The following is a 22607-nucleotide window of genomic DNA, read 5'->3' on the forward strand; positions in this document are numbered from 1 at the left end:
TTTTTTTGACTTAACGATGGTTTCTATTCAATCTGAAACTGACTCATAAGTTCGATCCGGTTGAACAGGTGGCAGGAGCTTTTTACGTTGGATGATCGATTATCGGGCAAAACTATGATTATTAACAAATAATATAATAAATACATTCATTCTGTTGTATCAATTGTTTGTCAAATAAGAAAAGAAGATGCCAATTATTCATTGTAATCATTCTCTGTTCTTGACACGAGAAACTCGAATAAACTCTATTTAAGTTTTTAATAAATAATGAGGGGCTATAAACGGTGTTCAAGTCTATTATAAACTCTTTTTTGACATTTTCAATATTTGAAATGGAATTATTGCAACAGAAATGAGGTCATACCAGCATTTTGAGACCTCATGTTATTTATATTTTTTCATTTTGATACCATAATATCAAAATCATGGATAGCTTTTATTCTTTTATTTCCATTATGTTTTCGAAATAAGTTTTCCAGCTTGATTCAGAATAAGTTATATCGGTTCCGGCAAGTACATAGAGTGTGGCTCCTTTCGTCAAATCCGCACTGAAAGAAGGAGCTGTCAAATGAAACTTAGGAGGAACAACAGATAGCATCGTAATTGTTTTATTGGTGCTCCATGGAATGTAATGTCTCCACTACCTAATGTGACATTGGTGAGGAGAGAGCGATTGGCAAATGCACCTGAACTTATCGTCGCAATATGCTTAGGAATGATAATATGGGTTAAGGAACTGCAAATATAGAATTTTGTATGGCTATAACCTTCATTCTCTCAAAAATCACTGACGGATAAAACTTTTTAGTGTTGACAAAGAAGAAGGAGGAGATATATTTTTCTGTTTATCATATATTTACGTTCTTGCATATCTTATTATTGGGGCAGACAAAATTAAGCAGGAAAAATGCTAAAAAAGACCTATTTGGTCAGTCGCTTACGTTTTAACCAATTTATTGCTATATTTGAAAACAGGATTCAAGTATAAAAACTGAATCCTGAAGTTTTCTATTTACACAAAATTATGGACAGTGCCTTTTCAAATTCTATCCGATACGGTAAATGTAAACAATTACATCAAATACTTATTGCATCTGCATTGAATTTGTTGCTACCAAGAATGAATAGAGGGCGTTAATACACGCCCTTCCAATATTTGCACTAGGTCTAAATGGCTTCAATATCAGCGGATGACATTCTCCCAGTCAAACATGTCAAGCTCCGGAATATCTCTAATAGAAACTCCGATCTGTTTGAACAAAAACAGAATCATTCGTTTTTTTATTTTTTAGATAAAACCATCTTCTATTATCAATACACCCCTGAGGTTTTTGGGGAAGTTCATCTATTGAGGTAATACCAAGTGCTTTATGAAGAAGTTTTTCATTAAGCTTTTTCTTCCCTTTTATGTAAAACAAAAGATATTTATCTTTATATTTAATCAAATCAGAAGGAAGCTGCGGTTCTTCTTCCTCGGGAATATAAGTATTCCAGTTTGCTGAATAATAATATAACCAGTAATCTTTTGTCTCGTACTGATAAACTGTAATAGTCAAGTGTAATCGGTAACTTTGTCTCGTCAAAAATCGGAAAAGTAAAATCGACATGATTCTAAAAAAAATAGCATTGTAATTTTGTGGTGCGAACTACTAATTACAATGCTATGACCGAGACTTCCAATTAAAGAAGTATCTGATGTGGTACAAAGTTAACGAATTATTTTCAGATAGCCTAAATAAGACACAAATAGGTCAATCCTTAGGTCTTCACCGTCAAACGGTGGCCAAGTATCTGTCTATGACAGAAGAAGAGTTTATTTCCAGCCAGAGCTATGACCGTCATTACGGTCATAAACTTGACGGCTATGAATTTTATGTAGTCAATGAGTTGCGCAAGTGGCCTTTTTTGTCCGCTCCGCAACTCCATGACCGCTTGAAAGAGCATTTTTCGGATCTTCCCTGCGTACCCCCCCAAAAAAAAACGGTCTTCAACTTCGTCAACCGGTTGCGTTTAACGCACCATCTTCCCAAGGAGTTTGAAAAGAGTTACCGCCCCTACGAGAAGCAACCCGGGACTCCCTATGGCGAATACGCCCAATGCGACTTCGGTGAACGGTGGATGAAGACACTTCAGGGACAGTCTTTAAAAGTGTATTTCTTTGCGATGTGTCTGAGCCGCAGCAGGTATAAGTTCGTCTACTTTAGCCGTACACCGTTTACCACCGCTCTTGCGGTTTATGCCCATGAACTGGCTTTCGAGTTCTTCGGGGGAGTACCCCGAAAAATAGTTTATGACCAGGACAAGATGTTTCTTGTCAATGAAAACCTTGGTGACCTGGTGCTTACCCGCGTTTTCCGCACCCTTGTCCGTGAACATGGCTTTGAACCCGTGTTCTGTCGCAAATCCGATCCCCAGAGCAAAGGTAAGATAGAGAATGTCGTCAAATATGTGAAGTACAACTTCCTTCGCGGCCGCGAGTTGGTTGACATGGACCTGCTCAACAAGGTAAGTCCTTGGCTGGTTGGAACGCACGGCCAACGGCACGGAACATCACGGCATACGTCGTGTCCCGTCTGAGGAGTTTGAGACGGAAAAAGCACACCTCATGCCTTATAAGGGAGTCCCGACTGTTCCTTGCGAAACCCTCTTGCCGCATCACGTGCGAAAGGACAACGTGATAACCTACCGGGGCAATTATTACAGCGTTCCCACAGGCACCTACCACGGCCATCAGACGCTGGTCTATATCGAAGAAAAAGAAGGCCGGCTATATATCTACAGCCATGAGACAGGCAAAACCCTTGCCGTTCACAAAATAAGCGGAGATAAGGGGCGTCTGGTAAGCAATACCTCCCACCGGCGTGACCGCGAAGCCTCGCTGGATGATTATGAGGCTTTTGTACGCAAAGAACTTCCCGCAAGCACGGTGATTGATACATATTTATCACAACTACGTGTGCATAAGGCCCGTAATTACCGCGACAGCCTCCAGTTTATAGTCCGGCGCCACGCGGCATACTCGGATATCACGCTTACCGAAGCTTTTGACGAGTGCCTTAAAGCAGGTGTCTTCAACGGATGCAGCCTGATGGAGGTTGCCGAGACCCTCAGGATCCGTAAAGGAGCCCCCCCATTGAGGTCCGGACGGAAACCGAGCCGGTTCCCGGGGCTGATACATCCGCCATGATCCCCGAGAAAACAGACATATCCACCTTTAACACCCTTTTCGTATGATAACAAACGAACAAATCAAAAACCTGTGCTCGCGTCTGCGCCTGTACGCTCTGCCACGCCTGCTGGAATCAGAAGCTCATCTGGCGCAGGAGCAGGGAAAAAACCATGTAGAGTTCCTGCATGACCTGCTCTCCCGCGAGGTTCAGGAAAGAGACAGCAAGGACTTCCAACGGCGGCTGAAAGCGGCGGCCTTGCCGGCAAGACACGACCTCGACCTTTTCGACCACAACTACTCGCAAGGTATAACCGCACCAAGATTGCGTGAACTGCGCCGGCTGGGGTGGCTCGAACAGAATTACAACCTGATACTCATGGGACCTTCCGGAACAGGTAAGACCTTTATCGCCGCAGGACTCGTGTACGAAGCTGCGGGGCAGGGATACAAGGCGTATATGGTCACGATGGAGGATGTCATAAACACCATCAAGATGAAAACGCTGATGCCTTCGGCCATGAGCGCATACAACCGTCTGCTCAAAGCCGACCTGGTAGCCATCGATGACATAATGCTCTTCCCGGTGAAAAAAGAGGATGCCGCAGGATTCTTCAATCTGATCAACACGCTTCACGAGAAAGCCTCACTGATAATTACCACGAACAAGGCACCCACCGAATGGGGCAAAACGCTGGATGACGAAGTGCTGGCTTCAGCAATACTGGACAGGCTGTTATATCACTACGAGGTCATAAAACTCACCGGGCAAAGCTACCGGATGGGAAACCGAAAATCCATTTTTGAAGAGGAAAAAGACACATCTTTGGCTGGGGGTACCCCCAGCCAAAGATGACCGACATTAAAATGTAATCAATAGTATAAACTGATAGTCTCTATTATTAGATGGTGATTTAACTTTACCGAAAAATGACGATTTAAAATTTGCTTATTACATCAAGACTTGTTCTGACAGTTTGTTTACTATCTTACAAAAAAAACTGTCCGATGACATTTGCGAATGTTACATACATTTCCTCACTCTTACAACCGAATGAAGTTTTATCAGCTTCATTCGGTTGTATTGTTTCCTGATTTTGCAGCTGATACTTTCTTGCGACTGTTATACCTTCTATAAAAGTCTGCATGGGCGTTTCCCGAAACAGTACTTCCCAGAGTGGGTTCTTTCCGTGTTGTAAGAGTTCATCCATGTGTCAAGGTCATTTTGCAGTTGTTCTATAGTGGCATAGATTTTCTTTCTGGATGCGATGGCATAGAACTCGTTCTGCACAGTTCTGTTGAACCGTTCACAGATACCGTTTGTCTGCGGATTTTTTGCCTTGATTTTCGAATGGTCTATATCCTCTACAGCCAAATACAGTTCATACTCATGGTTTTCTCTGTTCTCACAGTATTCCGTACCCCTATCAGTGAGCATACGCATCAACTTCAAGTCATATTGTTCGAAAAAAGGAATGACCCTATCGTTGAGCATATCAGCAGCTACAAGTGCATTTTTCCTATCATATAGCTTTGCAAACCCTATTTTGGAGTAAGTATTTATGACAGTTTGCTGATAAATGTGTCCGACACCTTTAATATATCCCACATAATAAGTATCTTGTGCGACAAGAAAACCGGGATAATAGGTTTCGATTTCTCCATGAGCTTGTTTTTCCTCTTTCGCTTTTTCCAATGCCGCTACCTGGTTCTCGTCAAGGACGATACCCTCTTGTTCCACTTTGGTGGATAATGCTTTCAGCGTTTTTGGAAAGTCTCCATATCATGTCGTAACCATATGGAATGTACCCCTCCCGGCGAAATAAGAATACCTTTCTTACGGAGTTCATTAGATACACGGACTTGTCCTAATGCGGGGTTGTCTATTGCCATTTGTACAACAGTCTGTTCGATATGTTCCTCCACACGGTTCTTCATGACCGGTTTACGGCGGGAAATCTCCTGCAAGGCAACTTCACCGCCTTGTTCGTACAACTCTTTAAAACGATAAAAACTGTCACGGCTATAGCCCATAATCTTGCAAGTTCGTGATATCTTTCCTAACTGTTGGGAAAGTTCTAGCAATCCCAGTTTGTTCTTAATGACTTTTTCTGCTGTCGTCATAACTTAATCTGTTTTCTATTACAAAGTTATTCTTTTTTATGCGTAACTGTCAGATTAAGTCTTGACTAATTCATATACAACAGAACAGCATTACCAATTACAGAACGATAATTACGACCTTCCAAATACATATTTTACAACCTTGGCATTAGCTTGTTTTTCTTAAATAAAGTCTCTTTCAATATAGATATCGGTTACTTTCATTGCTTCATCAACATGATTTAATGCCGAGTGGACTGTGTACTTATCAATGCCAACTTTATTGAGGGCAATGGTAGCCCATGAATGTCGTGCTGCATAGAATTCTAAATTATCTACTTTTAACAATTTGTCTATTTCCTTCAAGCCTACATTGATGGCTCTGTTAAGGTTGTTGGCTGTATTGTACATTTGATAGAATCTGAATGCTTTTTTACCTGTGTAATCTTTGTATTTCTCCATGAGAAAAGATAGGATAGGAAGAATTTTACTTTCATTTTAGCTTTATCAAGCCTTCTGCCTGTCGTTTTACTCCTGTTATAAGTGATTGTATTGTCTTGGAAAGCATTACAGCTATGTAAATCTACAGAGTTCATACCTATTAAACAGAAGGATAGAATAAAAGAGTCTTTAGCTAAGTTGAACGGGCGGATTCTTTCCTTACCATTGGCGTTGTAGATATAGGGCAACTTTAATATTTGATTAATTGTTTCTGCTGCCAATGCTTGTTTGCGTGTAGTTTCCTGCTTAGGGACTTCGACATGTTCAAATGGAGAATGTGGTATCAGAATTATATTCCTATCATAATCGTTGTACTTCTTCTTGGCTTCATTAAACAAGTGTCTAATACTTCCTAAATAGAGTGAAACAGTTCTATTGGAGGGAATTCGTTTTCCTTGTTTCTGTAATTGAATGACTTTTTTTCTCTTTTGAGGTTGAGGTATGTTTTGAAACCATTAAGGAGTTGAGAGGTCACTTCATTTGTCTTTAAATGCTCCTTGCCTAAATAGCTTATGAAAGAATTGAGGGCAGACTGATAATTCTTCTTTCCTTTGATATCTGTCATCTCCAACCATTCCTTACAAAACAGAATGAAGTCTATGGGCTGTGTCTGCTCTCGTTTTGATTTAAGGAAAACTAAAATATCATTTAAAGTGTAGTGATTTATCTCTAACTGGAGTTTGGTACATTTTTCTTGGTAAGTACTGATTAGCTTATCCACTTCTCTCTTTACGGTAGTACCTTCCTTGAAATTGAAAGATTTGGTTAAATCCTTAGAGGTTACAAACAGACTGCTTGATAGCCTTTTAACCTTTCTGTCCTGTGTAAATCTCACCTTGACATTGTAAGTTCTATCACTTCTTTGTTTGGCTCGTTGGACTTCTGCTTTGATTGTTAACATCTTAATCTATTAATTGGGGGTCAACAATAGGTCAACAACAAGGAAGATTAAGCAATATTTAGCATGATTTCAGTCTCCAAATAACCACTACCAACAAAAAGAAACCCCTCATAAGTACTTAACTTATAAGGGGGGGGGTGGAAGACCGGACTCGAACCGGCGACATTCAGAACCACAATCTGACGCTCTAACCAACTGAACTACATCCACCATGTCTGCGTTTCTCTAACGCGGTGCAAAGATAGATATTATCTTTAAATCTCCAAAAGATTCTGCTACTTTTTTTTATAAAAAAGATATTCTTTTATTCCCTGATTATGCTTGTTGAAGAGGGTTCGCGCATCATTTGTGAAGATTCTCAGAGAGTTACGAGCATTAACGGGAATGGAGTCAGAGGGGAGATTGATGGGTAGTAATTGATGATTTTTTTTTCCCGATTGAATCGGACGAGCTGTCCATACTAAACTATATTCACAATGATTGAGTCGGATGGTACTATCTTTTACTAATTCCATTCTGACCATCAAGCCGCCATCTGTGCGACGGGCAGACATGTTGGAAATATAATTTCCCAATGAGTAAACTACAAGATGTTTCTCTTTTGTAAGACTGTCTTCACGAACTTCAATAGGTTGTACGACATGGGGATGAGAACCAATAACATGATCCACTCCTTTTTGAAGCAGCCAGTCAGCTAAAAACTTCTGTTTTTTGCTAGGGAGTGACTGGTATTCGATTCCCCAATGCATACAGGCAATAATTGCGTCGGGATTCAGTGCTTTGCTTGCTTCGATATCTTTAGCTATGATTATTGTATCAATATAATTGACAATATTGGGGGGAGTGACAACGATTCCATTGGTGCCGTACGTATAGTTGAGCATGGCAATACGGAATCCGTTTTTCTCTAATAAAAGGGGATATTTGTTTTCACGTTCTTCAGAGTTGATGTATGTTCCGGCATGTGGAATATTCAAGGAATCTATAAGCTGTATGGTTCGTTCCAGACCTTTTCTGCCACGGTCGAGACTGTGGTTGTTAGCGGTTATCAGTACATTGAAACCGGCGTTATGGATGGCCGTCAGATATTCATCGGGAGCGCTGAAAGCAGGGTAGCCTTTGTATGGCTTTCCTCCGAGGGTTACTTCCAGGTTAGCTATCGCAAAGTCGGCTCTGCTTATTTCTTCTTTGACATATTCAAAATAGGACGAATAATCGTATCCTCCTTCTGTGGTGCGTGCAGCATTTATTTGTCCTTGATGTTGCATGAGGTCTCCTACGAAAAGAAGCGAAAGAGTATCTGTTTTCAGGCTGTCTGTTGTCGGTATTTGTACGGCAATGGTATTCTCTTGTGCTTTGCCGATGCAGGAGAATTGTGTAACCAAAAGAAGGGATACTAATAGTTTTTTCATGGATTCAAGAGGGGTTTATTGTGTCTTTTCGAGAATAATTTTACCTGAACGGATAGCAAACAGAAGGGGAGAGGGAGATTGTAGTTCTTTTCATAGTAGTCAGATTTAAGGGAGAGAAGGACAGTGAAAGTTACTTCACTGTCCTTCCATGTATTACTTATAAATAGCTTTTTTGCCGGCTAAAAGTGTATTTTTCATTAGCGATACAATTGTCATCGGTCCCACACCACCCGGTACAGGAGTGATGAAAGAGCATTTGGGTGCTACTTCGTCAAACTTAACATCCCCTGTCAACTTGAAACCGGATTTTTTGCTGGCATCCGGAACGCGGGTAGTACCTACGTCGATAACTACTGCACCTTCTTTTACCATTTCTTCTTTCACAAAATTAGGTTGTCCCAAAGCGGCGATAATAATATCTGCTTCCTGGCATTCCTTTATCAGATCTTTGCTACGGCTGTGGCATACAGTAACGGTTGCGTCACCCGGATACGCTTTCTGCATCATCAGAGAGGCCATTGGTTTGCCAACTATGTTACTGCGACCGAGTACTACACATTTCTTTCCGGAAGTTTCTATCTGATAACGTTTCAGCAGTTCGAGAATACCGTTAGGAGTGGCAGATACGTAGCAAGGAAGTCCGATAGACATACGTCCCACATTGATAGGGTGGAATCCGTCTACATCTTTACGATAGTCGATCGTCTCGATGACTTTCTGTTCGGAGATATGTTTCGGCAACGGGAGCTGTACGATAAATCCGTCTACGTCATCGTCATTATTCAGTTCGCGTACTTTTGCGAGTAGTTCTTCTTCGGTCACGTCATTTTCATAACGGATCAGAGAGGATTTGAATCCACAAACTTCGCAGGCTTTTACTTTGGCAGCTACATAGGTTTCGCTGCCGCCATCATGTCCCACAAGAATTGCTGCCAGATGCGGGCGTTTGCCGCCACGAGCTACAATTTCGGCTACTTCAGCTGCAATCTCTTGTTTTACTTGTTCGGAAATGGCTTTTCCGTCTATCAGAGTCATATTTTCAGAGTATTTATTGGTGATGGACAAAAGTAAAATAAATAACTGAACTCTCCAAAAGGATTGGAGTTTTTGTCAGGAGATGAGGCTTGGAATGTGTTGAGGGGGAGTTGGCGCCGAGCGAAAAATAGACTGCGATACAGTCTGGTTTATTGGTCAGGAAAATAGAATCTTTTACTTTATTCATTCAGAATATGTTTTTATAGAGGTATGTGCAATATTTGCGTATCCTTACTCTACTGCAAAAATAAAGGAGGAAGTACAAACTTCCTCCTTCTATCTGAAACAGAATAAGATTCTTTCTTACTTTTTCATTTTCGGCATCATCTTGCCCATTTTGCTGCTGGTCACCATCTTCATCATTTTGCGAGTCTGGTCGAATTGTTTCAGCAAACGGTTTACTTCCTGAATAGTCGTTCCGCTACCTTTGGCAATACGTGTGCGACGTGAGCCATTCAGTAATTCCGGATTAGAACGTTCTGCCGGAGTCATGGAATAGATAATAGCTTCGATGCTCTTGAAAGCATTATCGTCAATATCGATGTCTTTGATTGCTTTACCTACTCCCGGAATCATGGAAGCGAGTTCTTTTAGGTTACCCATCTTCTTGATTTGTGCAATCTGGCTGAGGAAGTCATTGAAATCGAACTGATTCTTGGCAATCTTCTTTTGCAAACGTTTTGCTTCTTCTTCGTCATACTGTTCCTGAGCACGTTCTACCAATGAAACGATGTCACCCATACCAAGGATACGGTCTGCCATACGTGCCGGATGGAACTGGTCGATAGCATCCAGCTTTTCACCTGTACCTACAAACTTAATCGGTTTGTTGACTACCGAACGGATAGAAAGAGCTGCACCACCACGGGTATCACCATCCAGTTTAGTCAGTACTACACCGTTAAAGTCAAGTCGTTCGTTAAATTCTTTGGCAGTATTTACGGCATCCTGTCCTGTCATGGAGTCTACTACGAACAGAATTTCGTCCGGATTGATAGCTTCCTTGATAGCGGTGATCTCGTTCATCATCTGCTCATCTACAGCCAGACGTCCGGCTGTATCGACGATTACGAGGTCATATCCTTTGGCTTTAGCTTCCTGGATAGCATGTTGTGCAATCTCTACCGGATTTTTGCTGTCCAGCTCTGAGTACATCGGAACTTCGATTTGTTCTGCCAGCACACGCAATTGTTCGATAGCTGCCGGACGGTAAACGTCACAGGCTACCAGTAATGGCTTGCGATTCTTCTTTGTTTTCAGCATGCGTGCCAACTTACCGGAGAAAGTGGTCTTACCCGAACCTTGCAGACCTGACATCAGAATAACTGCCGGACGGGATTCGAGGTTGATTTCTACAGTTTCACCACCCATTAACTGAGTCAGTTCGTCGTGCACAATCTTCACCATCAACTGGCTTGGCTTCACAGCCGTAAGTACATTCTGACCGATGGCTTTTTCTTTCACCGTGTCAGTGAAAGTTTTCGCAACCTTGTAGTTAACGTCGGCATCAAGCAATGCCTTACGTACATCTTTCAGCGTCTCCGCCACGTTAATTTCGGTGATTTTGCCTTCACCTTTCAGAATCTTGAATGACCGTTCTAGTCTTTCACTTAAATTATCGAACATAGTTGTTTAATTACGAATTAATATTTGAGCCTGCAAATGTACAAAAATCTCTTGTATTTATATCTTTTTATTCTGCCATTTTGCTTTTTTGAGATAAATATAGCTTGTTAACAGCAGTAAGGTATAGTACAGAATCTCAATCGTAAAGCAGATTTCGATCGGTGCTTTGAGCCACATTCCGACAAAAACGATGTAGGAACCATAAATGGCAATCGTGATTGTTTCGAGCAATAAGGCTGCCTGTGTATTTCCTGTTCCGGAGATACCATTGAATACGACATTGGCTACTGATGCTATGAGCATGGCGCAACAGATGACATATACCGAAGGTACGGATTCTGTGATTAACGCTGCTTCGCTGGTATAAACGGAGAGCAGGAACTGTGGAAACAAAACCGACAACCCTACTAATCCGAGCATAATAAAGAACGAAAATCGGGCTATTTTATTGATAAGCGGCATGACGTACTGGATACCTCCTGCACCAATCGCATTGCTGACAAGGCTGTTAGTCGTCGTTGCCAGTGCATTTACCGGAATCAGCAGTACGACATAGATACTGCGGACGATGTTGGCGATTGCCAGTTCCCGCTGTCCCAGCCGTTCTACGGCAACAAAGAACACGAACCATGTTGCCATCGACAAGAAATATTGAAGCATGGTGAAGCATGAGATGCTGAGAATACGCATCAGCAATGCCGGATCGAATGAGCGGAGACGGTTCAGACCGTATTTTTTCAGGTCGACACTGATATACGTATAAATCAGGAAGAAAAGGATGGAGGAAGCTTCTGCCAGTACGGAAGCGATGGCGGCTCCTTTGATACCCATTTCCGGCAGACCGAATTTACCGAAAATCAGTGCATAGTCCAGTATTACGTTGGTCAATGCCATGACGACGGCATTAATGGTCAGTACTTTGGTACGGGTGATACCGATGTATAGTGCACGGAACATCACATTGATAAACGAGAAGAAGAATCCGTAAATACGCCAGTCCAAAAATTCCATTGTGCCTTCGTAGATGGATTCGGAAGAAACCAGTAACCGCATGATATTTCCTCCGAACGCTTTGGTAAAGCCGAACATCAAGATGGCTATCAACAGAAGGAACATGACTCCTTGAATCATTACCGGTCCTACATCACTGTAACGTCCTTCTCCATTGCGTCGTGCAATGACGATCTGTGAGCCTGTACTGAATCCGAAAGCGATAGTAAATATACATATATAGAATAGTCCACCCATGGCCGAAGCTCCCAGAGCCACTTCGCTCACGTGTCCCAGGAAGGCGGTATCGGTGACATTGATGACATTTTGCGCCAGCAAGCTAAGTAGTATCGGATAACTGACACTCCAAATCTGTTTGTTGGTATACATAATTAAGCGTTTAAGTTTACAGTTTGCAAAGATAGTGCTTTATTCCGATTCTGAAGCAATGGGATAGGCGAAAACAATTTCCGAACCTTCTGTTCCTTGTGCATTAACTTGATAGATTCCTCCGAAATAAGCCAGCAGTAACTGGTTGATTTCATGCCGGATAATGCTCTCCTGTGAGGTGAAATTCTCGTCTGCCAATGGAGAATTGAGAATACGGAACTGAAGCATTCCGCCATTCCGGCTCACTGTAAAGTAGATGATTCGTTCCTCCGGTTGTTCTTCCGGTTCATATTCTTGCGGATAGGTCAGAGTGCTGAGTAATGCATGTCCCAATCGGGTTGTATCCGTATGAAGGGAAAGTGAGTCTACTTCCGAAGTGAATCGGATTTGAATACCTGTCTTTTCATTATTCATGCGTGCCATGTAGCATACTTCGTTACAAAGTGCGACAGCGTCATAGTCTTGTATCTGGAATTTCATCATTTTGGCTTCCAAGCGTGACAAATCGAGTACATCATTGACAAGTCGCATTAATTTCTCTGAACTTTGGTGGATAATTGCTGAATATTCTTCTCTTGTATTTTCGTCTATGTTTGGTTCGCTGGCTATGAGTTGTGAGAATCCTACTACATTATTGAGCGGAGTCCGGATGTTATAGCTCATATTTGACAGAAAGCGGTTCTTGATTTCATTGGTCACCCGTACTGTTTCCGCTGCTTTGCGTATTTCGCTTTCTGAGTATTTCAAGGCTTTTCGAATTTTGAAGAGCCGAAACAGGGAAATGAACAATACAATCAGAATGGCAGTGATTGCCACCAGGCTGGTCAGGCGGATCTGATTGGTTTGTTTTTGTTGTTTCAGTTCTATCTTGTCCAGATTGTAGCTTTTTTTGATTTGCTCCATTTGGGTGTTGGAGAGTGCCATAGCAGCTGAGTCTTTGATGGCTAGTGCCTGCTGATAGAGAGTCGTAGCTTTGTTATAGTCTTCAGCTTCTACCCATATTTTAGCCTGTTTTAGCAGTTGTTCGGCATAGTCGCTGGTAAAATCCTTCTTCAGCATAGTTAATGTAGTATCGATATAGGCTGATGCCTGCTGGTATTGCTTGATACTCTGATAGTATTCTGCATAGATGTCGTAGTAGAGCACCTTATACATGAAATAGGTATTTTCAGTCAGATACTTTTTAGATTTTTCTATATGTGAATAGGCTAGTAGGGGTTGATTGGTATTCAGATAATAATGTGCGTAGAAAATCTCATTGAAAATGAATACGTCAGCAAAACCGTCTTTTAAAGATGGGTTGTCGATGATGAATTTGCGGAGTACACTTTCCAGTTCTTGCAGGTACTTCAGTTGCCTGTTATTGTCTTTCATTTCTTTGGTTACGGATATGAGCTGAGACAATACGGAAATATGGACTACTGCATTGCCCTTTTTCGGAAGCAGCCTGTATGCTTCTTCCAGTGCTTTAAGACCTTCGTCCCAGCGCTGGCTACCGATATAAGCATTGGACAGACATTGGTAAGCAGCTACGGTGCCTCGGTTGCTGTTGGTGTTGAGGGCTTTCTGCTTCATTTTGTTCGCTTCGCTGATGGCGAGCTCATATTGTTCGGTAAAAGTATATAAATCAATTTGGAAGCGTTGAGCATCGAAAAAATAATCCCATAGACCGGATCTCTGGACATACGGTTCCATTCGTACTATCCATTTGGCTACACTATCCTGTTCACTGCGATTGTAATAATACAATAGATGATAATAAGCGGCTAAACTGGCATATTTGTCATTTTTTAGTTTTAATGCTTCCTGCATCAGCGTATCTGAATATTGGATACATTTGTAGTTGTTTTGCTCTATCTTAATAATATCATTCAGGGTAGAGAGACGGGTTGTGTCATGCGGCAGTGTCTGCAACACTTGTAGTAAACTGTCTGAGGCTATGTCGGTGTTTGCATGACCCGGCAACAGACAGTAACAAGTAATCATCAGTAGTATGAGTCGTTTCATCTGGTTTCCTCCTCTTTTATCTGCCCTTGGCGAATCGGGTGTGTGAACAGAAAACGTGCTCCTTTGTCATAGCCCGGGTCAATCCATATTTTGCCTCCCAATTGTTCGATAATGAGTTGACAGATGGACAATCCGAGTCCTGTGCCCTGTGCGTTTTCATCGAGTTTCTCGAAGCGGTTGAATATCTTATTCTGGTTCTCCTTGGAGATTCCGCAACCGGTATCACTGACGGAGAAGAGTGCTGTGTCTTCCGTTTGTTTTATCAGTTCCAGTGTGATCGTGCCTTGTGTCGTAAATTTCGTAGCGTTGATGAGTAAGTTGATTAATACTTGTTGGAGGCGGGCACTGTCCGTTGTCAGTTTCAGCGAACTGAGAGAGGTGGAAAAGCGTACTTCTGCCTGAGTCTGCTTTATTTTTTCAACCATGTCAATGACATTTCTGCACAAAGCTACAATATCACATTCCTTGAATTTGAATTTCATTTTTCCGATTTCAAGGCTGGATAAATCGATCACGTCATTAATCAGTTTGAGTAGTAATTCCGAGTTTTGCTGGATGATATCATTGCATTGCTGTTTCGTTTCATTATCAATGGATTCTTCTGTCAGAATGGACGAAAAACCGGATAATGCATTAAGAGGAGTGCGAATCTCATGGCTCATGTTGGAGAGGAAAAGACTTTTGGTATGGATAGACTTTTCTGCTTGTTTCTTTGCTTCTTCCTGCTCCCGTTGCGACTGCAAAAGGCGATTGTTGTTACGCTTGATATGGAAAATGGCGCTGATGATCAGTACTACAATAATCAAGATAACGGAGAGACTCCAGTAATAAAGATTTTTTTGTATGTTTATATAGTTATGTTCACTTTTGTCTATCTGATATAGGGTATGCAGTTCGTTTATCTGTCTGAGATAGCTTTGGGCATCCAATGAATCTTTGAGATTATTTATTACCTCATACACCTTGCATGCCTCTTGCTTTTCACCCATAAGTGCTAAAACTTTGGCACGTTCCTGCAATAACTGAACGTGCCTGAATAAAGCGGACTTTTTTGTTATTGCAAGTAATTCATCATATTCTTTCAGTGCTTTATCATATTCTTTTGATTCAATATGATAGCTGGCGTACATATAGCTGGAAATCGAAAAATAGTATGGATATGGATATTGCTTGCAGATTGTATCTAATTGTTTCAGACACTCTAATGCCTTCGGGAGCATATTGGTCTGGATATAATAATATGCATAGCTACAAGGCAGATAAAAGTCATTAGGCAAACCGGATTCCTTGTGGTAGAGGGATTCCAGGTATGAAAAATCTTTCTGGATATCTGCCATTGGTTTAAAATTGAGTTCGCTCAGAATCAAATAGAACATACTTGTTTTAAGGTATGAATTGCTTGCGGGAATTTTCTGCATTATTTTCAGAGATTCTTCATAAGACTCCATGGCAGATTGAAAATTTCCTGAGCTTTGATAGGTATCTGCAAGAGCGCGCAGTGCCAGTGCTGTTCCGAAAGGATAATCTATTGTTTTGGCTTGCTGATACATCGAATTTGCGTTGTTGATTGCTAGGCTGATATTGCCTTCTGTGACTAATGCCTGAACTGCCATCATTTTCAGTGGAAACAGAATATGGTATTCTTGCCGCTTTTCTAATTCAGGACTTAAAAGCTTTTCCCATAAAATGATGCTGTCTGTGGTAATGTTGATATCTGTATAGAAAGAAAGGTCATAATCGACAAGTGGTTGCAGTGAGGCTAATCGTTCTTTATTCAGGTTTGTTGCATGGAGAGCCGCCGATATAAATATGGCTGCAATTGTTGCTGATATATGCTGTAAATTACTGTTCACTATTTTGTTTGTTCGTATGGTGATGTGCAAAAGAAATAAAAAGAGTGAAGACTGGCAAGGAATCTTCACTCTTTTTTATAGAATTATTTTCTTTTGATGATTTCACGTGCTCCAGGACCTTCGTGACTGGGGTAGCCGGGAGTGTGGTTTCTGCACCGAGGGTCGGCATCTACTTTCAGGCTGCGGTAATCATCTTTGGAACGTGTGATATAATCGTTCAGCAGAGCACGGTGCTCGGCGAGTATTTTAGAGTATTTAGGGTCCTTGGCAAGATTTTTTCTTTCACCCGGGTCTTTTTTCATGTCATATAGTTCTTCTCCGTTTCCTTCCAGATAATGTGTGTATTTGTATCTGGGACCACGCACCATACGTCCGGGAGTAGTGACGTATTCATATTCGCTGTGCCATTCGGAAACAACGTAAGGATGGCTTTCCTGTTGTTTCTCTCCTCTTAGAGTCGGTGCAAGGCTGATGCCGGCTTTTTCTGCCGGAACTGCAATGCCTGCCAAATCGCAAAGGGTAGGCAAGAGATCTAATGTAGGTTGTGTCAGAAGATGATCTACAGGCTTTTTCTGCTGTTTGATGCCGGGACCTGCGAAGATAAACGGAACGTTGGTCATTTCATCATAGAAGCTGATATGTTTGGTCACCATGCGATGAGATGCCATACCGTCGCCGTGGTCTGCCAGGATTACGACAATGGTGTTTTTTCCGGCAGGGGTGGAGTAAAGGGCTTTCAGTACGCTCTCTACTTGCTTGGATACCATCTTGGTATAATGCTGGAAAGCAGCGATATAATGGCGATAGTTTTCTTCGCTCCAGTGGGCAGCCTGTGTCATGCGGCGGTGGCTGCAACAGATATACTGCACGGGAGTAGGAATATTACTCCAGTCTTCTACATCAAAGTTGTCCGGCAATTCGGGTAGGGGACCGCTGATGGGGCGATCTGTGTGTACACCTGCGTTTTCACCGATGAATCCGCAAATGTTATGTGGGTTTTGGAAATCCGCAATGCAAATAAAGGGTTCTTTAGGCGGATTGTTGAGGTAGGCAACTGCATCTTCACAGGTACCTACATCTAGAAAACTGTCATTGTTGACCGGAAATTCGGGATCGGTAAATGGCTTGGCTACCGGTTCTTTATGTTTGAAACCTCTCAGTGAGCCCATGTCATGAGTCTTTCCGAAGTGTACAGCTTCATAGCCGCTTTCGGAAAAAAGGCTTCCCAGTGTCGGCACGCTTTCCGGCAGGCGTGTGTTGATGGGTTCGCTGGAATTTGAACGTACATTAGTTTGATGGGGCATCATGCCGCTCCATAGTGCTGCACGTGAAGGCTGACTGAGGGGGCAGCCTACATAAGCGTTAGAGAAGATCACTCCTCTTGATGCAACTTCGTCAATGGGAAGTGTACAGCCTTGTGTATGCCCGTAAGCACCTACTACACGTTGTGTCAGATGGTCGCACTGGATAATCAGAAAGTTAGGCTTTTCTTGTGCCTGAGCCGCTGCGCCACAAAGGGCCAATCCCATGAATGGATAAATTGTTTTCATTCTTGGTTAGAATTAAGTGATTGATTTTGTAGCAAAAGTAGGAAAAAACAAAAAGCAAAAAAGAGCAGGGAAGTGCTTTTGGACGTAAATGAAACTAATTTGTACAAAAATGAAAGATGCGATGAACGATTTGTGGAGAACGGCGGATGTTTGCGATGAATCGTGAACAGTGGGCTATAGAAAGAACGGTGGATAAACTGCGATTATTCATCGTTCCAGTTTATCCACCGTTCATTATTTGTTGCTCACTTATTCTTGATTAGCTATTCATGCTCATCAGGAATTCGTCGTTGTCTCTTGTTTTTTCCAGACGGTCTTTTACAAAATCCATTGCTTCGATAGGGTTCATATCTGCAAGGTATTTGCGTAATATCCACATGCGGTCGAGTGTTGTCTTGTCAAGCAGCAGATCGTCGCGACGAGTGCTGGATGCAGTGATGTTGACAGCAGGGAAGATACGCTTGTTGGACAGGTTGCGGTCGAGCTGTAACTCCATGTTACCTGTACCCTTGAATTCTTCGAAGATAACTTCGTCCATTTTGGAACCGGTGTCGATCAGTGCAGTAGCAATGATAGTCAGTGAACCGCCGTTTTCGATGTTACGGGCAGCACCAAAGAAACGTTTGGGCTTGTGAAGCGCATTGGCATCCACACCACCGGAGAGTACTTTGCCGGATGCGGGAGATACTGTATTGTACGCACGTGCCAAACGGGTGATAGAATCGAGGAAGATTACTACGTCGTGGCCGCATTCTACCAGCCTTTTTGCTTTTTCCAGTACGATGCCTGCGATTTTGACGTGGCGTTCTGCCGGTTCGTCAAAAGTAGAAGCGATAACTTCTGCATTGACGCTGCGTGCCATATCGGTTACTTCCTCCGGACGTTCATCGATCAGTAGCATAATCATATATACTTCCGGATGATTGGCTGCGATAGCGTTGGCGATATCTTTCATTAAGATCGTTTTACCTGTTTTGGGCTGTGCAACGATCAGTGCACGCTGTCCTTTACCGATCGGGGCGAAAAGGTCTACAACACGGGCAGACATGGAATCTGAATACCCGCCTTTACAGAGTCTGAATTTCTCGTCAGGGAAGAGCGGAGTCAAATGTTCGAAAGGAACACGGTCGCGAACGAATGCCGCATCACGTCCGTTGATCTTTGATACCTTCACTAACGGGAAATATTTTTCTCCTTCTTTGGGTGGACGGATGATGCCTTCTACCACGTCACCGGTCTTAAGACCAAATAACTTAATTTGTGACTGTGATACATAAATATCGTCCGGAGAAGAAAGATAATTGTAATCAGAAGAACGGAGGAATCCGTATCCGTCCTGCATGATTTCCAAAACGCCTACTCCGCTGAGGATATCATCAAATTCGTAGGGTTTTTCACGCTCAATCACTTTGCGTTCCGGCTGTTGTTGTACAGGAGGAACGCTCTCGGCAACATTATTCTGCTGTGGTGCAGGACGTTGCTGCATCGGAGGACGCTGATTGTTATTGTTATTACGCTGGAAATTATTATTGTTGTTGGCGTTAGCATTGGCATTGTTGTTGCCGGCATTGTTATTATTATTGTTGTTGTCGCGTGGACGGACAATACGCTGGCGTTGTTGCGGTTGAGAATGCTGTTGCTGTGGTTGTGGAGCCTGTTCGGGGGCTGCCTGTGCCGTTTCTGCTTTTGTAGCTTCAAATTTGCCGAAGAGTTCGGTAGGAAGCTCTATTTTTTCAGAAGGCAGGTCTTCGATTGGGATAAAGTCATCATCGTCGTCGCTGGACAGGATATTGCTTTCTTCATCGATCACCGGTGCCGATTTCTTTTGTGGTTTGGCGATTACTGGTTTTTCTGCAATAGCCGGCTTGTTTTCCTTTACTTTCTTTTCTGTCTCTTGTACCGGAGCAGCTTTTTCAGCAGGTGCAACTACCGTTTTTTCTGCAACCGCTTTTTCTTCTGTTGCTTTCACTATCGGTTTTGCATTTTCCACTTCCTTGCTTTCTGCTTTTTCAGTGGTGTTGGCGTCTTTGCGTGGACGGCCTACTTTGCGTTTTGGAGCAGCATTTTCCGCTTTCGGTTCAGCAGCAGGAGCCTCTTTGGCTTTATTGGCAGCTTCTTCTTTAGGCTGTTGCTGAACTTTGGCTACAGGAGCATTTTCTTTATTTTTAGCTACTTCAGCGTTTTTCGGCGCGGGTGCTGCTTTTTCCTCTTTTTTCGGTACGGCTGTGCGCGAACGCTTGCTTTTCTCTCCTTTGCGTTCTTCTTTTAATTTCTCTGCGGCAACTTTCTTAGTGGCTCCGGCTATGGCTTGCTCATCGAGTATCTTGTAAACAAGTTCTTCTTTTTTAAATGAGTCTGCTTTTTTGATGCCTAGCTCTTTGGCAATAATTTGAAGTTCCGACAGATTTTTGTCGTTCAATTGGATAATGTTATACATATAGTATGGTAAGTTATTAAAATTTCTGTCTTGATGAAATATGGACAGCATTACTACAGCGTAATAACCGCAGATATGCGAGCATATGTTTTGTTTTTAATTATGAATTAGGGATGTATATGTTGAATCGTAGAATGTTTCAACGGGGCAAAGATAATAAATATTTTTGGTTTCATGAACAATCAGACACTTTTTTCAGCGTAAAAACGTATCTTTGCTGTATAAAAGAAAATAGTATGACAGTAAATGAAGCTCGTTTAATTTATTTTTCGCCTACACACACATCAAAACAAGTAGCCGAAGCAATTGTTCACGGAACTGGTATAAAAAATGTCGTTCCGATGAATCTCACATTGCAGACTGTCGAGGAAACCGTTATTCCCACTTCTGCATTGGCTGTTATCGTAGTTCCTGTATATGGAGGTCATGTGGCTCCTTTAGCTATGGAACGTCTGGAAAATATTCGTGGACTGGATACTCCTACTGTGTTGGTCGTGGTTTATGGAAATCGTGCTTACGAAAAGGCATTGATGGAACTGGATGCTTTTGCTATTCCCCACGGGATGAAAGTGATTGCCGGAGCAACCTTTATAGGTGAACATTCATATAGCACCGATAAATGCCCGATTGCAGACGGGCGTCCGAATGAATCGGATTTGAATTATGCGGAAGATTTCGGAAGAAAAATAATGGAGAAAATACAAGCGGCTGCTGGAGAAGAGACTCTCTATCAGATCGATGTACGTGCTATAAAACGCCCCAGTCAGCCATTTTTCCCTTTATTCCGCTTTTTGAGAAAAGTGATCAAGTTGCGCAAAAGCGGTACTCCGCTCCCTCGTACCCCTTGGATAGAGGATGAGAGCTTGTGTACTCATTGCGGTATCTGTGCGGCTCGTTGTCCGGCTGGAGCAATCACCAGAGGGGATGAAGTAAACACAGATGCGGAAAAATGTATTAAATGTTGTGCCTGTGTGAAAGCTTGTGCGAAGAAGGCAAGGGTGTATGATACTCCTTTCGCGTCTCTGCTTTCCGAGTGTTTCAAGAAACAGAAACTACCTCAGACTATCTTATAGATTATCACCCGTTTGGTCGTTTCGTCTATACGAAAGCGGTTATCTGTCCGTTCACCTATCAGCCATGCTATGCGTTCGCCGCAGCAGAGTACCCATTGGCGTTCCTTTTGGCTGATAGAGAATTTGCGGTCGGTCAGATAATCGCTTACTTTTTTCCTGCCTTTCATGCCGAAGGGAATAAATGTATCGCCTGTCCGCCATTTACGACAGTGTATTTCCTCTGTTAATTTATCGGCATCGAAACAAGCGGTCTTTTTATCCTGTGGAATCTGGAAATCGGGAGAGTATTCTCTTTCTTCCTTTATTAATTGATAAGGAAGAGTGGTTCCATCTTCCGGGCGGATACTTTCCAATAAGAGCAAATTACGGTCTTTGATAACTCTCCATTCTTTGCTGATGAATTGTTTTCCCGGTTGCCCGTGGAGGGAGTTTGCTATATCTTTGATTTGTGCCGAATTAAATCCTAGTGGATGCAGCGTCTCAAATAAAAGGGTTTCGGGAGTGGGGGCGTCCAATAAAGCGTCGATTCGGATACCTTCCGGAGTGATAATCTTCTTTTTGGTTTCGTCTATTACCTTATTATATATAGTAGCAACATCATTCAGATAATTGCTTGTCTCTATCAGGCTGTTTTTGACTGATGGATTTATTTTCTGCATCAGTGGGAGCAGATGGAGACGGATTTTATTACGGGTGTATTCATCTTCCAGATTGGTGCTGTCTGTTACGAAGTCTTGTCCGATCTGTTGTAGGTAGCGGATGATTTCTTCCCGATTGATGCAAAGCAGTGGGCGTACGATTGCTCCGTTTCGGGGACGGATTCCTAATAAGCCGGTGATGCCTGTTCCACGAATGAGGTTGAGCAGCATCGTTTCTACACTGTCGTCCTGATGATGAGCTACGGCGATTACATTGGCTTTACATTCTTTTTTTATTTTTTCGAACCAGTTATAGCGAAGTTCTCTGGCTGCCATTTCTATCGAAATCCGTTTTTCTGTTGCATACTGAGTGGTGTTGAAGTCGATAGTATGCAGATGAATCCCGTATTTTCGGCAAAGTTGCCGTACAAACAGCTCATCCCGATTTGACTCTTCCCCACGTAAATGAAAGTTGCAGTGGGCAGCTTCACATGGATAACCTGCTGTATGGAGAACACACAACAAAGCAACAGAGTCTGCTCCACCACTCAGGGCAACCAGAATCTTATCATTTAATGAGAATAAATGCTCCTTCTCTATATATTGTATAACCCGTTGTTGTATCATATCTGCAAAGATAATAGTTTATTGAGCTATCTCAAGTGAATGCTAATTGTTTTTATCGGACTAACTAGGAGAAAAATTCCTATAAATCAATTTCTTTTTTCGCAATATCTAATTCGTCCTACTCTAGTTTCTCTTTCGTGCCACTATGTCGGACGCAAAGGGAACTATAGCGATTCTTGTGTTCCACTATAGTGAGACGGATAAGTTTTTGCATATAAAGTCAGTCAGGATAGGCTAAAAAAACTTAGCCGTCGGAACCTGAACTTTTAATGAGTTAATTTAGCTACTGTCGGCATAT

16 protein-coding genes, 1 tRNA gene and 2 pseudogenes are annotated in these 22607 nt (G+C 42.3%); 4 read left to right on the forward strand and 15 right to left on the reverse strand.

The genetic code is table 11. The features are described 5' to 3' along the window. Positions 1-436 precede the first annotated feature (436 nt). From HMPREF2794_RS29130 to HMPREF2794_RS22855, 3 genes are all read right to left on the reverse strand, one after another. Positions 437-598, reverse strand: coding sequence for a hypothetical protein (locus HMPREF2794_RS29130; protein ID WP_153880780.1), 162 nt, complete (start codon positions 596-598; stop codon positions 437-439). Next, positions 565-744, reverse strand: coding sequence for a leucine-rich repeat domain-containing protein (locus HMPREF2794_RS30015; protein ID WP_109115327.1), 180 nt, complete (start codon positions 742-744; stop codon positions 565-567). Before HMPREF2794_RS30015 ends, HMPREF2794_RS29130 begins: the two co-directional genes overlap by 34 nt. Before the next feature lie 488 nt (positions 745-1232). After that, positions 1233-1556 carry a hypothetical protein gene (locus HMPREF2794_RS22855; RefSeq protein WP_010538859.1) on the reverse strand — a complete coding sequence of 108 codons (324 nt, stop codon included), beginning with the start codon at positions 1554-1556 and terminating at the stop codon, positions 1233-1235. A 139-nt stretch (positions 1557-1695) separates the two neighbouring features. On the opposite strand from HMPREF2794_RS22855, the gene istA reads away from it, so the two are divergent. From istA to istB, 3 genes are read left to right on the forward strand one after another with little or no spacing between them, the layout of a single operon-like run. After that, positions 1696-2577 (forward strand): IS21 family transposase, encoded by an 882-nt coding sequence (gene istA, locus HMPREF2794_RS28160; protein ID WP_083312171.1) that lies wholly within the window; start codon positions 1696-1698, stop codon positions 2575-2577. A 28-nt stretch (positions 2578-2605) separates the two neighbouring features. Continuing rightward, on the forward strand, positions 2606-3187 hold the full coding sequence (locus HMPREF2794_RS28165; RefSeq protein ID WP_055271814.1) for a hypothetical protein: 582 nt from the start codon (positions 2606-2608) through the stop codon (positions 3185-3187). A 43-nt stretch (positions 3188-3230) separates the two neighbouring features. Beyond that, a complete protein-coding gene (gene istB, locus HMPREF2794_RS22865) occupies positions 3231-4022 on the forward strand; it encodes an IS21-like element helper ATPase IstB (RefSeq protein ID WP_055271816.1) in 792 nt (263 codons plus the stop codon). A 133-nt stretch (positions 4023-4155) separates the two neighbouring features. Here the strand turns inward: istB and HMPREF2794_RS22870 are convergent. The 11 genes and pseudogenes from HMPREF2794_RS22870 to rho all read right to left on the reverse strand — a co-directional run bounded on the left by HMPREF2794_RS22870 (position 4156) and on the right by rho (position 19971). Beyond that, positions 4156-5290, reverse strand: a pseudogene (locus tag HMPREF2794_RS22870) (IS481 family transposase). 162 nt (positions 5291-5452) lie between these two features. Beyond that, positions 5453-6671 (reverse strand): annotated as a pseudogene (locus HMPREF2794_RS22875) (tyrosine-type recombinase/integrase). Positions 6672-6806: 135 nt separating this feature from the next. Next, positions 6807-6882 (reverse strand) — tRNA-His (locus HMPREF2794_RS22880). A 64-nt stretch (positions 6883-6946) separates the two neighbouring features. Beyond that, positions 6947-8083: a CapA family protein gene (locus HMPREF2794_RS22885; RefSeq protein ID WP_070752810.1), complete on the reverse strand. Its 1137-nt coding sequence runs from the start codon at positions 8081-8083 to the stop codon at positions 6947-6949. 153 nt (positions 8084-8236) lie between these two features. Further along, positions 8237-9118 (reverse strand): bifunctional methylenetetrahydrofolate dehydrogenase/methenyltetrahydrofolate cyclohydrolase FolD, encoded by an 882-nt coding sequence (gene folD / locus HMPREF2794_RS22890; protein ID WP_055271819.1) that lies wholly within the window; start codon positions 9116-9118, stop codon positions 8237-8239. A gap of 303 nt (positions 9119-9421) precedes the next feature. Continuing rightward, positions 9422-10744 carry a signal recognition particle protein gene (gene ffh / locus HMPREF2794_RS22895; protein ID WP_010538855.1) on the reverse strand — a complete coding sequence of 441 codons (1323 nt, stop codon included), beginning with the start codon at positions 10742-10744 and terminating at the stop codon, positions 9422-9424. Positions 10745-10801: 57 nt separating this feature from the next. Continuing rightward, the gene (locus tag HMPREF2794_RS22900) at positions 10802-12124 is read right to left on the reverse strand and encodes an MATE family efflux transporter (RefSeq protein ID WP_010538854.1); all 1323 of its coding nucleotides are present in this window, start codon (positions 12122-12124) and stop codon (positions 10802-10804) included. Positions 12125-12163: 39 nt separating this feature from the next. After that, a complete protein-coding gene (locus HMPREF2794_RS22905) occupies positions 12164-14131 on the reverse strand; it encodes a tetratricopeptide repeat-containing sensor histidine kinase (RefSeq protein ID WP_010538853.1) in 1968 nt (655 codons plus the stop codon). Continuing rightward, complete coding sequence (locus tag HMPREF2794_RS22910) at positions 14128-15984, reverse strand: tetratricopeptide repeat-containing sensor histidine kinase (protein WP_010538852.1); 1857 nt, start codon at positions 15982-15984, stop codon at positions 14128-14130. Before HMPREF2794_RS22910 ends, HMPREF2794_RS22905 begins: the two co-directional genes overlap by 4 nt. A gap of 83 nt (positions 15985-16067) precedes the next feature. Then, complete coding sequence (locus tag HMPREF2794_RS22915) at positions 16068-17534, reverse strand: sulfatase family protein (RefSeq protein WP_029425639.1); 1467 nt, start codon at positions 17532-17534, stop codon at positions 16068-16070. A gap of 259 nt (positions 17535-17793) precedes the next feature. Beyond that, positions 17794-19971, reverse strand: a complete 2178-nt coding sequence (gene rho, locus HMPREF2794_RS22920; protein WP_010538850.1) for a transcription termination factor Rho — start codon at positions 19969-19971, stop codon at positions 17794-17796. 236 nt (positions 19972-20207) lie between these two features. Here rho and HMPREF2794_RS22925 point away from each other — a divergent pair, with 236 nt between their 5' ends. Next, positions 20208-21044 carry a 4Fe-4S binding protein gene (locus HMPREF2794_RS22925; RefSeq protein WP_010538849.1) on the forward strand — a complete coding sequence of 279 codons (837 nt, stop codon included), beginning with the start codon at positions 20208-20210 and terminating at the stop codon, positions 21042-21044. Here HMPREF2794_RS22925 and tilS read toward each other — a convergent pair. Then, positions 21029-22309, reverse strand: coding sequence for a tRNA lysidine(34) synthetase TilS (gene tilS, locus HMPREF2794_RS22930; RefSeq protein ID WP_070752812.1), 1281 nt, complete (start codon positions 22307-22309; stop codon positions 21029-21031). The genes HMPREF2794_RS22925 and tilS overlap by 16 nt on opposite strands. Positions 22310-22607 lie beyond the last annotated feature (298 nt).

Origin of the sequence: Bacteroides sp. HMSC067B03, from assembly GCF_001811315.1 — a bacterium.
Taxonomy (GTDB): Bacteria; Bacteroidota; Bacteroidia; order Bacteroidales; family Bacteroidaceae; genus Bacteroides; species Bacteroides faecis.

What these genes read in the sequence shown, in the direction of transcription:
- HMPREF2794_RS29130 (WP_153880780.1), bottom strand. Translation starts at nt 598, where the DNA reads ATGCTATCTGTTGTTCCTCCTAAGTTTCATTTGACAGCTCCTTCTTTC.
- istA (WP_083312171.1), top strand. Translation starts at nt 1,696, where the DNA reads ATGTGGTACAAAGTTAACGAATTATTTTCAGATAGCCTAAATAAGACA.
- HMPREF2794_RS28165 (WP_055271814.1), top strand. Translation starts at nt 2,606, where the DNA reads ATGCCTTATAAGGGAGTCCCGACTGTTCCTTGCGAAACCCTCTTGCCG.
- istB (WP_055271816.1), top strand. Translation starts at nt 3,231, where the DNA reads ATGATAACAAACGAACAAATCAAAAACCTGTGCTCGCGTCTGCGCCTG.
- HMPREF2794_RS22885 (WP_070752810.1), bottom strand. Translation starts at nt 8,083, where the DNA reads ATGAAAAAACTATTAGTATCCCTTCTTTTGGTTACACAATTCTCCTGC.
- folD (WP_055271819.1), bottom strand. Translation starts at nt 9,118, where the DNA reads ATGACTCTGATAGACGGAAAAGCCATTTCCGAACAAGTAAAACAAGAG.
- ffh (WP_010538855.1), bottom strand. Translation starts at nt 10,744, where the DNA reads ATGTTCGATAATTTAAGTGAAAGACTAGAACGGTCATTCAAGATTCTG.
- HMPREF2794_RS22900 (WP_010538854.1), bottom strand. Translation starts at nt 12,124, where the DNA reads ATGTATACCAACAAACAGATTTGGAGTGTCAGTTATCCGATACTACTT.
- HMPREF2794_RS22905 (WP_010538853.1), bottom strand. Translation starts at nt 14,131, where the DNA reads ATGAAACGACTCATACTACTGATGATTACTTGTTACTGTCTGTTGCCG.
- HMPREF2794_RS22915 (WP_029425639.1), bottom strand. Translation starts at nt 17,534, where the DNA reads ATGAAAACAATTTATCCATTCATGGGATTGGCCCTTTGTGGCGCAGCG.
- rho (WP_010538850.1), bottom strand. Translation starts at nt 19,971, where the DNA reads ATGTATAACATTATCCAATTGAACGACAAAAATCTGTCGGAACTTCAA.
- HMPREF2794_RS22925 (WP_010538849.1), top strand. Translation starts at nt 20,208, where the DNA reads ATGACAGTAAATGAAGCTCGTTTAATTTATTTTTCGCCTACACACACA.
- tilS (WP_070752812.1), bottom strand. Translation starts at nt 22,309, where the DNA reads ATGATACAACAACGGGTTATACAATATATAGAGAAGGAGCATTTATTC.